The sequence below is a fragment of the Alistipes montrealensis genome, assembly GCF_018362775.1.
GTDB classification, from domain to species: Bacteria; Bacteroidota; Bacteroidia; order Bacteroidales; family Rikenellaceae; genus Alistipes; species Alistipes montrealensis.
Genome location: NZ_JAGYXY010000001.1, coordinates 504,123 through 518,408 on the forward strand (window position 1 = coordinate 504,123; position 14,286 = coordinate 518,408).

The window sequence follows — 14,286 nt, forward strand, 5'->3', positions numbered from 1 at the left end:
TTAGAGATTTTCCTTACAATTGGATCCGGACAAACCGGTTTCCGTACGGTTCGAATGCGAGCTGCGAAACACGCTCCCCGGTTCCTTCTTCGACGACGTTCACGACCTCGAACGGGATCGGCCTGCCGTCTTCCCCCGTCAGGATCAACCGGGCCGGAACACCATTCACCTCCCGGATATTCAACAATACGGAACCGTCCGCTGCTGCCGGAGAACACGAGGTCATAACCAGATTCGGGTCCTCGATCCGGAAATTCGACCGTTCCCACGACTTTCCGTTCTCCTTGCCGGCCGGGACGACACGGGCATACAGCGGCACACGTCCACCCATTCCGAAGCGCAGAGCGGTGGAATTGGAAACATCCTCCCCGGAGGTCATGTAATAACTCCATCGGAATTCGCCTTCCTGGGAAGCGCGGAAATTCGTAGTCCAGTAGTTATTCATTACCCAGGAGAAAACATGGGGTTTATCGTAGGTTTTGTGAATCTGATAGGGATCGTCGAGCAGGCTTCCGAGCTGGAAAAGCGGAACCTGATCGCACCCCACCAGGAACTGCGCCTTACCGTTACGCGCCGCAACGACATGTTGTACCGTATTCCAGCCGGCCGAAGTCCCCGGAATCTGGTTTTCACCCGAGCTGACCATTCCGCCCGGAACGTCAAACAGCAGTTTCGCACCCTCCAACCGAAACGGGAAAGCAACGTAGATGCCCGACGGCTCGGTTTCCGGGAGCCGCCTCATCGAATAGGCCAGCTCGATCCGCTTGGTATGGTTATATAACCGGAGTTCCGTCTTGACCCCGGATTTCGTTTCGCACCCGAGCGACTTCCCGACAAAACTAACGGATTGATAAATCGGGCCGGCAGTCGCCGAGACGAACCGGACATCAGTCAGTCCGGAACGCTTGCAATGCTCAAAACGATGGCGCTCCATCTGCTTGCGATCATTCTCCAGCGACTCGTAAACGAATGCCCCCAGTTGCCACGGCGATTCGGGATCGACCATTTCGAGTTCCAAATCCTTATCCACCAGGCTGCTTATGGCTCCGGTCCGGGGATCGAACGTAATCCGATAATAATCGTTCTCAACGACATGGTCCGTCCTGTCGATCCGCCCGGGTTCGGGCGCTGTCCCTTCGTCCAGCACGATCTCATAAGTGCGATAGCCCAGTGCCGGAATGTCCTCGGCATAAATGGCATAATAACGACCCTCACGGCGCGAGCGCACCGGCTGAACATCCAACGCCTGCCCGTGCTCGTCGACGATCCGGAAAGCCCGGTCGATCGGTACGATCTCGTAATCGATATAGACCTGAACCAGTCCCGAACGCTGCCAGCCGAGCGAATTGAAAAAAGTGATCGTCGGACGTGCCGAGCGACGCAACTCGGGTTGCAGCAACCCGACGGACGCCTCGTAAAGCATCTGCGCGCTTTTCAGCCCCTCCCAGGCATAGGAGCCTTTCTGCGCCCACTGCACCTGGCTGTTCTCCGACATCGGATCGCGAATACTCTCCGACGCGCCAAACGTATGTTCATCATAAAACAGCAGGTTTTCATGAATGCGCCGAACCTCCTCTTTCACGCCGGAGAAAAGCTTCCGGCCCTGGAATACCGCCATCGAAAGCATGCCTTCGATGGTAAGCAGATCGGACTGGGTACGGCGGGAAACACCGGTCTCCCGGGCAGCCGACCCGAAACCGTCCGTCCACCAATCGGGATAGGCGGCACGGTACACGGGCAGATCATCGGCATAACGCGAAGCAACATCGTCAAGGAACTCCCGGATCAGGGCGCTCCGCAGTTTCGGCCATGCATATTTTTCATTCCAGGCACGAATCAGTTCGCACTCCTTGGCCGAAGGGGGCGAGTTGTCGGTAAAATAGCCCGAATACTGCACAGAAACGACATCGAAAGGATATCGCTGACGTTTCAGTTTGGCGATATAACCAAACACGCCTTCGGAAAAAGTTCCCATATCGCCACGTTCGATTCCCCAGTGGTTGCCGGTATTGTAATGGTCGGAACGATAGGAAATCAACGACTTGCCCGACGGCGACTCCCATTTGTAGACGGTCGGGCCCTCGAACGGAATAAGCGCCCGATGGTTGTTCGAACCCATGGTCAGGTAACGAACGCCTAAATCGGGCAGGTAATCGGCCAGACACCACGCCACCCCGTTCACATCGTTCTGCATAGCCGTTGAAACGGGAAGACCATGCTGTTTGAACATGCCCACCGGGGCGAGAAAGGTCTTATAAGCATTTTCACCGGAGAGCTCCGACATATTGAAAAACATGGCCGTCACTTCGATCTGTCCATTCTGTACGTATTTCATGAACTTGCGCACCTGCTCCTCCGGACGGATCCGCAGCCACTCCTTTACAGCCCATGCGGTTTCGCATGTCCACCGGAATTTCGAGTCGTCGGGATAGTTTTCCGTCATTTCACAATATTCGACAGCATAGTCGATATACCTGAGGTGTTCCGTCAGAATCTCCGTCTGCGGTTTGGTATATCCGATATCGGTATGGGTATGCTGCACAAGGTAAATAGTCCATTTGCCGACCGTATCCAACAAGACGGGGACGGAGCCGGCCGGTTTGTTTCCAGCCTGCACGGCCACGGTTACCTCCCGGCCCGAGAAACTTTCGGGAATTCCGGCTTCAACCTGGTTCAGGCCGCGTTTCAGGCGGATCGCCCCGCCTTTCCGGCCATCGAAACTCCACTCAGCCTCACGAGCCGCACCCCAGTTGGCAATCTGCATGCGCACCGGCTGCAACAGTTCCCGGTCCTTTCCGTACATCAGGGCAGGGGAAGATTTCACCCCGAGCAATTCCACCCTGTCACGCAATTTCACGGTAGTCACATTCGCATTTGCCGTGAGGGTCAGGGCATCCCAGACGACCCAACTCCCCGACTCGTTGCGGATCGACAGCCTGTTTTCTCCGGCCTGCAACGTACCTTCCGGCAGTTCCACACTGACTGCGAGGTTCTGCGAATCGGTAGTCCAACTCTGGAAATAGCTGGAATTTTTTCCGGCAGGAGTTTCAACTTTCGTCCGAAACCCGTTTACCGATATCTCCAGCACGGGAGGCGAATAGGGATGCACCTCCACAAAATCCAGCATCAGCCGCACCCGGGTCTGCGGGGCGATCCGGCCGACGCCGAAACGAATCAGCAATTCACCGCCCTGCCTTCCGGCCCACACGTCTTTCGGCCCGGGAAACGCACAAGGAATACTCCGGCTGTCATCCGCACCGATTTGGCAGATCGTAGTTACACATGCATAACGTTTCGAGAAATCCGAATAGGCAACATCACTCAAGGCGAATTCCCGGCAGGAAGCATCTTTCCCGCCAAGTCGCCACACGACGTAATCCTTCGAAAAAGCAATATGCAAGCAACTGAATACAAACACAATGCACAACAGAAAATGCCGGTAGGAAATCTTCATTTTTTAACTGTTTTCGTTTTACACCTGAAATGGATGCGACACTCCGCCTCAATTGCGGCGCAATATCCGCCATACATATAGCAATATGTTCATACAAAGATATGCATATAATTTTTAATAACAAAAAAAAGAGCCGGTTTGTGATTATTTTTTTACCATTAAAAGGACAAAATATTTTATCACAGATCAATAACAGCCTCAAAAGTTGCATTTAGACAGCAAAGGCCCGGTTGGAGTTTCCTCCAACCGGGCCTTTGTATATACATATATTAATATATCAGCGAACCGGCTTCAGCAACAGGGAACAGAAAATCAAGTAAATAACACACCCTAAAATCACGGCCAGCGATCCGACCTGGCTGCCAACAGCATCTGCGACGGCCCCCATCAGCGGCGGAATCACGGCGCCGCCAAAAACCCCGGTAATCATCAGACCTGAAATCTCATTAGCCTTATCAGGCCGAATACGCAGGGCCACCGAATAGATAACCGGAAAAATACTCGAACAGGCAAACCCAATCAAGCCGACCAGCGACAGAATCGCCACCGTTCCCTCCATAAAAGAAAGCACAATCATGGCGACAAATGCCAAGAGGATGTTAATCCGGTAATAAGCGATATCCGACAGTCGGGCCAGCAACACCGATCCAATCAGCGCACCGGCAGTCCTGCAAAGAAAATAGACACTCGAACCGTATCCGGCATCCTGCACGGCAAAACCACAGCGCTCGATCAGCAGTTTGGGCGCCACGGTATTCATCCCGACATCGGTCCCCACAATAAAGACAATACCCAGAAAAAGCAAAAAAACGGTGCGGTCTTTCAGCAGGCCGAATGTCTCTCCGAAAGTGGAAGCCTTTCCGGCCATAGGCCCCTCATCGATGGATGTCACCTGAAGCCACAGTGCAGACAGCAGGGTGATTCCTGCGAAAATCGGAAATAAATACTGCCAGTTCCCGAGCACCGAAGCAGAGAACGCCGCAATGAAGGGCCCTAAAAACGAAGATACGGCCTTGACAACCTGCCCCACAGTCAGCGAACTGGTAAGGGCATCGCCCCTGACGACGTTGGCCAGCAGCGGATTGAGCGCAACCTGAATGATCGTATTGCCGATTCCCAACAGCGCGAAAGCCACCATACAGGTAACCAGTCCATACGATACAAACGGAATGAGCATACCTACGATCGTTATTACATTACTGATCTGCACCATAACCTTCTGCCCCAGACGATTCATCACCATAGCCGTCGGCACGGAAAGCAACAGGAACCACAGGAATACCATGGACGGGATAAACCCGGCCAGCGTTTCACTAAGGCCGAAATCCGCTTTGACATAACTGGTAGAGATACCTACCACGTCACAGAAACCCATCACGAAAAAGCCGAAAAGTACGGGCAGTACTTTTCCGATCGATTTATTCATTGGAACTATTTTAAGCTAATGAAATGAAACTACTCCTTGGTAAATTCGATGGAATAGGTAAAACTGTCGGCACGGTAATACCCCACATTATATTCCACAGGCACATCATACATATCGAATACATATCGTTCGCGTACCAGAATGGGATCACCTTCCTGAATATCGAGTTTCCGGGCGATATCAGCATTCGCGCTGCGGGCACTGATCATTTCGCGCGAAGTTTTCACCACGACACCGTAACTCTTTTCCAGCGTTTCATACAGCGGCCGGGACATATCCTCGTCCCCGCTAAGGCCAATGCCGGGATTGAAAAACGAAACAAAATAGACGAAGGCCAAGTCAGTCCGCCCACGCAGACGTTCCAAACACAGCAATTTCTGCTCTTCGCCCGATTTGAAAAATTCGCAAACCCGTCCGGGAGGCAACTGCCAACTGACATGCAACTCGAAATTCTTGACAGTCATTCCCATAGAATACATTTCCTGCGAAAAACTCAGCCAATTGCGGCCATTGCTCATCACATTCTGGGGTGCAACCGTCGTCCCATAACCTTTTTTGCGAACAAGCAGCCCCTCAAAAACCAACTTATTGATAGCCTGCCGAAGCGTATTGCGCGATATATTCATCTCGCGCGAAAGTTCAACTTCATTGGGAAGCAATTTCCCGTTCCGGTATTCCTCCTGTGAAATTAATTTCCGCAATAACTCCTCAGCCTGCAAATGGAGCGGCTTGGACGACGTGGGATCGAGTTGCAGTTTCATCTTGTCGAGCATCCTTCTGTTTATTACAAATATAGTAAAAAAATCACGGACGGCAATTCTTATCGTTCCGGCCGCGCCTTTTTCAGATAAAACACGATCTCAGCACCCCGGGCTATGTCGGCATGGCGCAGCCAGGGATGCTCCAGCCTCCGGCCGTCGAGCGTGATATAATCCACTTCGTTGCGCTCCGCGGACAAACCGGGAGCTTTCACGATCAGTTTTTTCCCATTTTCCATCGTCAAGACCGCCTCGGGAATACCGGGTGTGAAGAGGTAATAGAAATCCTGACCGGCATTCGGGAAAAGCCCCATCGAAGTAAATACATACCACGCCCCCATGGCTCCGCTATCTTCGTTATCGGGATAACCCCGCGTCAGCGAAAAATCCTTTTCACGCAGCCGGTGCACGTAACGGGCCGTCAAGTCAGGACGCCCGCAATGATGGAAAATGAAAGGCGACAAAAAGCCCGGCTCGTTCGTCAGGTTAATCAAGCGGTTGTCAAACCCGCAGCAAAGCCGCTTCACCATCCGCTCACGACCGCCGCACAGCGAAACAAGGCGTTCGAAATCATGCGGGACGAAAAGCGTATAGATCCAAGAGTTTCCCTCATAGATATATTCCAGCCAGGAACCATAGTGTTTCGCGGGGTCGATATCGATCCATTCGCCGTTTTCACGCCTCGGAGCGATAAACCCCTTGAAGCCCCGGCTTTCCAGTTCCGGATTGAAAATCTTATCCCAGTTACGCGAACGCTTCCGAAGCAATTCCGCACGCTCGGTATCGCCGATTATCGCCGCTACTTCCGCTGCGCAGAAATCATTATAAGCATATTCCATTTCGTAGCTGCAGCTCATAATCGCCCCTGTCTCGGGCTGCCAGCCCAAACGCAGGTAATCATCGCTCCGTTCTTCGAAAGCATGGTATTTGATCAGTTCATATGCCTGAAGCGGATCGAACCCCTTCACTCCTTTAACCATCGCATCGGCGATAATATTGTCCACGTCATCACCACCCTGTTTTTTCGGACCATCCCACGAACTGGTGAACGTCGGCTGACACATTCCGTTATGCGCGTAACGGTCGATGAACGAATTGATCGTACGAGCCACATAACTCTCTTCGAGGAGGATCATCAGCGGATATTTGGTCCGCCAGGTATCCCAAACGCAGTAATGGTCATCCAGATGAGGCATATCGCTCTCCCAACGGGGATTATCCCCCGTTCGGTCGCGCGGCATGACATGGCTGTGGTAAAGGGCCGTATAAAACAACGCCTCCTGCTCGGGGGAAGCGCCTTTGATGCGTATCTTTCCAAGCGTGCGGTTCCAACTGTTTTCAGCGTCGGTACGAATCGCATCGAAACTGCGGCCATCGGTCTCTTTTTCCAGAAAAGCAAGCGCATTATCGGTGCTTTTAAGCGAAATCCCGACATCCAACCGAACGCGCTTCTCTCCATCAGGCAGACTGATCTGTGCATACAACGACTTCGCCCCGTCGTCAAAAATCTTCACCTCCCGCGGCGCGACATCCAGTTTTACGGCAAAATAGACCTCGTAAGGAAGTTTGCTGCCGAATCCGCCGTAATAGCGGCCGAATCCCGTCAACAGGGATTTTCCGGCATCATAGCGAATCTCCCCGCCCTGGAAACGCCCGCCGACAAAAGGCACGATATGCTGGGTAAGATTATGGGCGATATCGAGCAAAATATGCTGGTCGTCCCGTCCCGGAAAAGTCATGCGATAAACCGCGCAATGATGGGTCGGGGTAATTTCGGTCCGGATTCCATACCGGTCGAGCGTTACGCCGTAATAATAAGGTGTCGCCTTTTCGTCCGACTTCGGAGAATCGTGCCCCTCTTCCGAGGGGTCGAATCCCACCTGGGGAGAAATAAACACCTGCCCATAACGCCCCCAACCGGTTCCCGAAACATGCAATTGTCCGAATCCCCGGACCGGTTGCGCAGGATCGTAACCATCATGCCCGCCTTTCGGGGTCTGCGGGGAGGGGTTTACCGACCCGTGGGGAAGCTGCGGCCCGATCACGCAACTACTCCGCCCGTACACACCCATAAACATATCGACCCGGTCCGCCGGAGCGACTGCATAACACAACGTATTGAAACAGAATAAAAAGAATACCAGACAAGATACTTTAATCAGCGTTCGTAAAAATCCCATTGCACTAATATGTATTGATAAACTCCAATATGTTCATGCAAATAAACGCAAAATATTCGAAAAATCAAACGATATGTTCAAAATATAAAAAAATAAGACTTAAGAACACACCTAAACTTTTCCCGGAAAAAATTGCCGGACAAGCCCGCGTCCCGGGCGGCAAGGTCGCAGACAATCATACGGCATGCAACTCGCTTCTCGCTGGGCAATAATGCCATCCGAATAAAAAAACTACCCGGCTGCTCCTGCGAGCAGCCGGGTAGTTTTACTGTTGAAAACGATTATTCGACCAACTGGAAGGGAGCATCTGCATCGCCGGTCCACCGATAAAGGCAGACGGTGCTGCTCTGCTGTTTGGTCTCCTTCGACCGGGCGTTCTGCGAGATGTAGAAATAACCTCCCCCGAGCGGACACAGGCCGGTCGTTCCCCATTTGAAATCCCAGCCGTAGATGCCGTCGACCGATTTTCCGGCAGGAAGCAACGAGAGCACCTCGCCTTCGGTAGGCGTATCGAAACCCTGCAAAAGTTCCTTTCGGGCAGGTTTGCCGCCGTCGATCACAAAGAGCGAATAATTGGGGTATTGGGATTTTTTACCTTTGTAAACCGCGGCATAGCAGTTTCCCGACGCCGGATCGTAAGCCAGGTTCTGGATTCCCCACGAGGTGTTGCCCGTGCGGACGAAATACTTGCGGTCGGGCGTCGCAGGACCGCTTTTATGGAGATTGTTCTGCGAAAGCGGCTGCTCGAAGCGCTTCCAATCCTTCGTATCGTAAGCGAGCAGCACCTGGTAATCGTTGTCCGTACGCAGCGTGTCGCCGTAAACGCCGTAAGCCACATAAAGATAATCGCCGCCCTCCTTGCTGCCGAAGCGGGGTGCGAACGTCACGCCGTCGATACCCGAGCAGCCGAACCGGTGCTCGACCGTCCGACCGCCGTTCTCCGCCGTTGCGAAATAATCGTCTACGGCCTCCTTGATATAGACGGTCGTCATCACGTGATCCTTCTCGGCATCCATATCGGGACGATCGATGCGGTCTACATCGAAAATAGCAACGTAGAAACCCGTCTGGTCCTTTTCATCTTCCGGAGCGACCTGGCCGGCGTCGAGCGTCCTGCGGATACCCTTGCCGATCACATCGTCCTTGTATTCGAGCGAACCGTAAACACGTCCGTCGGCAGGATTCATCGTCAAACAGCCCAAATGGCCCGTCACACCGTCCACACTGCCGATCAAATTACCTTCGAGGTCCATCTTCAGCAGTTTGGTCGTAAAAGAGAAATAAATGTAGCCGCGTTCGAGGTCGACGGCAATGCCCTGCACATGGAACGGACCTTGCTCGCCCGAGCGGATTTCACGCGGAAGTTTACTCAGGTCGGGGGCGTTTTTCGCACGATTAGCGCCGGACGGGCAGGCCGTCAGCAACAACGGAACGATCAGCAACGGAAGCAGACGTTTGAAGTTCATCGGAAGTTTTTTTACGTTAGGAAACAGTTTGTTTGCTTTTTCGCAACAAATATAAACAAAAGCAACCTAAAATACAACCCGAAACGAAATAAAAAGAAAGAACCCCCGACTTGAAGAAGTCGGGGGTTCTTTCTTCTCAGACGTTTGCAACGAACTCCTCGAGGGCGGCAAGGTCGACCGCCAGCGGTTCGGAGGACTGGGGCCGTTGCGTGAGTCGTTCCAACCGCTCCGGAAGCGGAACCCGGGTTCCGGTCACCGACTCGATGACCTCGCCGAACTTGGCGGGATGCGCCGTAGAAAGGTAGAAACCCGGCTTATTCAAAGCCATCGAGGCCGCATAGCCGACAGCGCTGTGCGGGTCGGAGAAATAGCCGTAACGCTCGTACAACTCGTCGATCGTGCGGCGGATGCACGCATCGTCGCAGCGGAATCCCGCCAGTTCGGCGCGCAGCATCTCCGGATCTCCGGCGCAGAGCCACAGCATCCGTTCGAAATTGCTCGGCGCACCGACATCCATCGCATTGGCCGGGGTCCGCACCGAAGGCCGCGGGCGGTAGATACCCGTGCGGATAAACTCGGGTACGACATCGTTGACGTTCGACGCGGCGACGAAGCCCCCGACAGGCAGCCCCATGCGCTGGGCCAGCATACCTGCGGCGAGGTTGCCGTAGTTGCCGCTCGGCACTACGACAACAGGGCGGTCGCCGCCCGTGGCCTGCCGCCACTGGCAATAACCGTAGAAATAGTAAAACGCCTGCGGAATCCAGCGCAGCAGGTTGATCGAATTGGCCGACGTTACCCGCCGCCGGGAGCGGAACGCCGCATCGGCGAAGAGTTCCTTCACGAGCCGCTGGCAGTCGTCGAACGTTCCGGCGACGCGCAGCGGATGGATGTTGCCGCCGAGTGCGGTCATCTGGCACTCCTGCAGGCGGCTGATTTTCCCTTCGGGATAGAGCACCACGACCTCGACGCCCGGCACGTTGTAGAATCCGTGCGCCACGGCACTGCCCGTATCGCCCGACGTGGCGGTGAGGATCACCAGTTTTTCATCGGCGGCGCCCAGCAGACCGATCATCCGGCCCATAAACCCGGCGCCGAAATCCTTGAAAGCACAGGTCGGACCGTGGAACAGTTCCAGCGTATAACGCCCCCGCCCGACTACGCGCAGGGGTACGGGAAAGTCGTAAAGGCCATCCAGTTCCCGCTGCATGACCTGCGAATCGAAATCGTCGCCGAAGAACAGCCCGGCCAGATAGCCCGCCAATGCGGGATACGATTCAGCGGCCAGACGCTCCACCTCCGCCATGTCGGCCTGTGGAATCCGTTCCGGAACAAACAGTCCTCCGTCGGGAGCCAGTCCCATCAGCGCGGCCTCGCGCAGCGAACAGCCGTGTGCATATTCGGTATCTCTCGTACTGTAAAATTTCATCGTCGTCCGTTTTTGTTATACGATAACCCGCGCCCCGGCATTCGACACACGGCCCGCATAGATATTACAACCGATTCCCTGCCCTTCGAAATGCCGCTTCATCGCTTCGGAAATCCGCACGGCGATCTCGTAATTGGATGCCAGGGCAAAAACCGAGGGACCCGATCCGGCGATATTCATGGCCAGCGCGCCTCCGGCCAGCACCTGCTCCTTCAACGCATCGTAACCGGGAATGAATCCCTTGCGGTAAGGCTCCGCAACGACATCGTGCATCGAACGGCCGATCAGCGCCACGTCCCTCAATGCAAACCCGGCGACCAGTCCGCCGACGTTGCCCCACTGCGTAATGGCATTCGACAGGGGGATCTGCTTGGGCAGAACCTCGCGCGCGTCCTTGGTGCTGACCACGATGCCGGGATGCGCCACGGCATAGAAGAAGTTATCGGGCACAGGCAGTCTTACGATGTCGAAAGGTTCGTAACCGCGGACCAGCACCACACCGCCCAACAGGGCCGGACCGACATTGTCGGCATGGGGCGTGCCGCCGTTCAGCGCTTCGCCCATCATGGCGAACTCCACCAACTGCTTGCCCGAAAACGGACGGCCCAGCAGTTCGTTGATACCATAGACCGCCGCAGCCGACGACGCGGCGCTCGACCCGATACCGCTGCCGGGAGCGATCTTCTCGACCAGTTCGATTTCGACACGCACGGGACGGCCGTACGCTTCGAGCATGGCCCGCACCGCGGGCGTAATGACGTTACTCTCGATATCCTCGGGGAGCTCCACCCCACTGCGGTTGCGGATTTCAAATCCTTCGGCATTCTCCTCGACACCTACTTCCAGCACATCGCCCACTCCGTCGAGCGTAAGGCCCATTACGTCGAAACCGCATCCCAGATTCGCAACCGTTCCCGGCGCGAAAACCTTAATATATTTCATAACATTTTTTTTGATGAATTAAACTACCGTTGTCTGATTTCCTGCTTCCGCTCCCGGCAGCCTCGGCCGGAATATGCATACATGTATGCGACGGATATTGACTACTGAACCCCCACGGGGGTCGTGGTAGTCGTCGTGGTAGTTGTGGTGGTCGTGAAGATACCGGTATAAACACAGCCTACGGGATTGCCGATAAATCCGCAACCTCGTCCTGTCGTCGTTATATGCCGTTTGGTAACCATCATCGGCAAATATAAAACAAATATTTTAATAATCCAAATCATTGTAACAATTTGTAAGCACCACGCGACCGCACAGACGGCCCTTTATATATATAGGAGTAGCACAAAAGGGCCGTAAAAGACGCTTCGGGAACAAAAAATGAAAGCCATTCAGTGCGTCCCAGCCGGAATAGATCGCAAAAAGCCCCTAAAACCGCACTCGGAGGCCAAAAACCAGCTTTCGGATTGTAAGTAAATACGATATATCACAGACAGTTACAAACCCAAGGAAACGATATGCTTCCGGACTGTTACAATATTAAATTTTTTTAGGAAATTATTTGTTCAAATAATTTAATATCCATACCTTTGGTCCAGACAAAGAAGAAAAACCGGCAATGAACGCCCTGAATCATTCGAATATTATCGTCATTACCCTGCTGCTCGTCGTCCTTAGAAGATAACGGGAGAAAGGTGGCGTATATATTTGATCGACAAAATAAAGCCTTTCTCCCAACCGGGGAAAGGCTTTTTTATTACAGGGCCGCAGTCCGGCGGGAGACTGAAACGAAAACGGAAAGATGAAACACACACTCAGAAGCGCCGTCACGACGACGGGCCGCCGGATGGCGGGAGCCAGGAGCCTCTGGCGCGCCAACGGCATGCGCGAAGAACAATTCGGCCGGCCGGTCATCGGCATCGCCAATTCGTTCACCCAGCTCGTACCGGGGCATGTGCACCTGCACGAGATCGGACAATATGTCAAACAACGCATCGAAGCCCTCGGGTGCTTCGCTGCGGAGTTCAACACCATCGCCATCGACGACGGCATCGCCATGGGCCACGACGGTATGCTCTACTCGCTGCCTTCGCGCGAAATCATCGCCGACAGCGTCGAATACATGGCCAATGCCCACAAGGTCGATGCACTGGTCTGCATCTCCAACTGCGACAAAATCACGCCCGGCATGCTGATGGCCGCCATGCGGCTCAACATCCCCACGGTCTTCGTCTCGGGAGGACCGATGGAGGCCGGAAAATTCGGCGACCGCAGCGTCGACCTGATCGACGCCATGGTGATGGGCGCCGACGACACGTGCAGCGACGAGGACATCGCGCGCATCGAACGCTGCGCCTGCCCCGGCTGCGGATCGTGCTCGGGCATGTTCACCGCCAACTCGATGAACTGCCTCACCGAAGCGCTGGGACTTTCGCTGCCGGGCAACGGCACGATCGTCGCCACACATGCTTCCCGCCGCCGCCTGTTCGAGGACGCCGCGGCGCTCATCGTCCGCAATGCCGAACGTTACTACTTCAACGACGACGATTCGGTGCTCCCGCGCTCGATCGCCACAAAGGCGGCTTTCAACAACGCCATGTCGCTCGACATCGCCATGGGCGGTTCGACCAACACGGTCCTGCACCTGCTGGCCGTGGCCCACGAAGCCGGAGTGGATTTCACGATGCAGGACATCGACCGCCTCTCGCGCCGGGTTCCCGTGCTCTGCAAGGTCGCACCCAACTCGCACTACCACATCCAGGATGTCAACCGTGCCGGAGGCATTTTCGCCATCCTGGGCGAACTCGACCGCGCCGGACTGCTCGACACCTCGGCGCAGCGCGTCGACGGGCGCACGCTCGGCGAGGCCATAGCGGCCTGCGACATCCTCAGCCCCACGGCTTCCGATGCAGCCCGGCGCCGTTCGCTGAGCGCCCCGGCAGGTCATTACAGCCGCGAACTGGGCGTCCAGCACTCCTATTACGAAGAGCCGGACACCGACCGCACGGCGGGCTGTATCCGCGATGCAGAGCACGCCTATTTCCGCGACGGAGGACTGGCCGTACTGACGGGCAACATCGCCCGTTCGGGCTGCGTGGTCAAAACCGCAGGCGTCGACGAAAAACTGTTCGTCTTCCGCGGACCGGCACGCGTCTACGAGTCGCAGGAACAGGCCATGAACGGCATCCTCGCCGACGAGGTGCAGGCCGGCGAAGTGGTCGTCATCCGTTACGAAGGCCCCAAAGGCGGGCCGGGCATGCAGGAGATGCTCTACCCCACGTCGTACCTCAAATCGAAGAAACTCGACAAGGCCTGCGCACTGATCACCGACGGGCGTTTTTCGGGCGGCACGTCGGGCCTTTCGATCGGCCACGTCTCGCCGGAAGCCGCCTCGGGCGGGGAGATCGCCATCCTGCGTACGGGCGACGAGATCGAGATCGACATCCCCGCCCGCACGATCCGCCTCGTAGCGGACGACGCAGAGATAGCCGCCCGCATGGCCGCACAGAAACAGTTCCGCCCCGTAAACCGCAACCGCCACGTACCGACCTCGCTGCGCGCCTATGCGCAACTGGTCAGCTCGGCCGACAAAGGCGCAGTACGCATCATCGACGAAGACGAAGAATAAAA

At 55.1% G+C, this 14,286-nt stretch carries 9 protein-coding genes; 1 reads left to right on the plus strand and 8 read right to left on the minus strand.

The genetic code is table 11. The features are described from left to right. Positions 1-13 precede the first annotated feature (13 nt). The 8 genes from KG007_RS02000 to KG007_RS02035 form a co-directional block, all read right to left on the minus strand. A complete protein-coding gene (locus KG007_RS02000) occupies positions 14-3,454 on the minus strand; it encodes a glycoside hydrolase family 38 N-terminal domain-containing protein (protein ID WP_213347169.1) in 3,441 nt (1,146 codons plus the stop codon). Positions 3,455-3,731: 277 nt separating this feature from the next. Next, entirely contained in the window at positions 3,732-4,880 is a 1,149-nt protein-coding gene (locus KG007_RS02005; protein ID WP_213347170.1) for an MFS transporter, read from the minus strand. Positions 4,881-4,909: 29 nt separating this feature from the next. Then, on the minus strand, positions 4,910-5,635 hold the full coding sequence (locus KG007_RS02010; protein ID WP_213347347.1) for a GntR family transcriptional regulator: 726 nt from the start codon (positions 5,633-5,635) through the stop codon (positions 4,910-4,912). Positions 5,636-5,700: 65 nt separating this feature from the next. Further along, the gene (locus KG007_RS02015) at positions 5,701-7,818 is read right to left on the minus strand and encodes a GH92 family glycosyl hydrolase (RefSeq protein WP_213347171.1); all 2,118 of its coding nucleotides are present in this window, start codon (positions 7,816-7,818) and stop codon (positions 5,701-5,703) included. Positions 7,819-8,099: 281 nt separating this feature from the next. Then, positions 8,100-9,284: a hypothetical protein gene (locus KG007_RS02020; RefSeq protein ID WP_213347172.1), complete on the minus strand. Its 1,185-nt coding sequence runs from the start codon at positions 9,282-9,284 to the stop codon at positions 8,100-8,102. 136 nt (positions 9,285-9,420) lie between these two features. Next, positions 9,421-10,713 (minus strand): threonine synthase, encoded by a 1,293-nt coding sequence (gene thrC, locus KG007_RS02025; protein WP_213347173.1) that lies wholly within the window; start codon positions 10,711-10,713, stop codon positions 9,421-9,423. A gap of 15 nt (positions 10,714-10,728) precedes the next feature. Next, positions 10,729-11,655 (minus strand): homoserine kinase, encoded by a 927-nt coding sequence (locus KG007_RS02030; RefSeq protein ID WP_213347174.1) that lies wholly within the window; start codon positions 11,653-11,655, stop codon positions 10,729-10,731. A gap of 101 nt (positions 11,656-11,756) precedes the next feature. Continuing rightward, on the minus strand, positions 11,757-11,900 hold the full coding sequence (locus tag KG007_RS02035) for a hypothetical protein (RefSeq protein WP_213347175.1): 144 nt from the start codon (positions 11,898-11,900) through the stop codon (positions 11,757-11,759). 557 nt (positions 11,901-12,457) lie between these two features. Between KG007_RS02035 and ilvD the strand changes: the two genes are divergently transcribed. Next, positions 12,458-14,284 carry a dihydroxy-acid dehydratase gene (ilvD, locus tag KG007_RS02040; protein ID WP_213347176.1) on the plus strand — a complete coding sequence of 609 codons (1,827 nt, stop codon included), beginning with the start codon at positions 12,458-12,460 and terminating at the stop codon, positions 14,282-14,284. The last annotated feature ends 2 nt before the right edge of the window (positions 14,285-14,286 follow it).

Excerpts from the sequence above, each read along its gene's own strand:
- KG007_RS02000 (WP_213347169.1), bottom strand. The coding sequence starts at position 3,454 with ATGAAGATTTCCTACCGGCATTTTCTGTTGTGCATTGTGTTTGTATTC.
- KG007_RS02005 (WP_213347170.1), bottom strand. The coding sequence starts at position 4,880 with ATGAATAAATCGATCGGAAAAGTACTGCCCGTACTTTTCGGCTTTTTC.
- KG007_RS02015 (WP_213347171.1), bottom strand. The coding sequence starts at position 7,818 with ATGGGATTTTTACGAACGCTGATTAAAGTATCTTGTCTGGTATTCTTT.
- KG007_RS02020 (WP_213347172.1), bottom strand. The coding sequence starts at position 9,284 with ATGAACTTCAAACGTCTGCTTCCGTTGCTGATCGTTCCGTTGTTGCTG.
- thrC (WP_213347173.1), bottom strand. The coding sequence starts at position 10,713 with ATGAAATTTTACAGTACGAGAGATACCGAATATGCACACGGCTGTTCG.
- KG007_RS02030 (WP_213347174.1), bottom strand. The coding sequence starts at position 11,655 with ATGAAATATATTAAGGTTTTCGCGCCGGGAACGGTTGCGAATCTGGGA.
- KG007_RS02035 (WP_213347175.1), bottom strand. The coding sequence starts at position 11,900 with ATGATGGTTACCAAACGGCATATAACGACGACAGGACGAGGTTGCGGA.
- ilvD (WP_213347176.1), top strand. The coding sequence starts at position 12,458 with ATGAAACACACACTCAGAAGCGCCGTCACGACGACGGGCCGCCGGATG.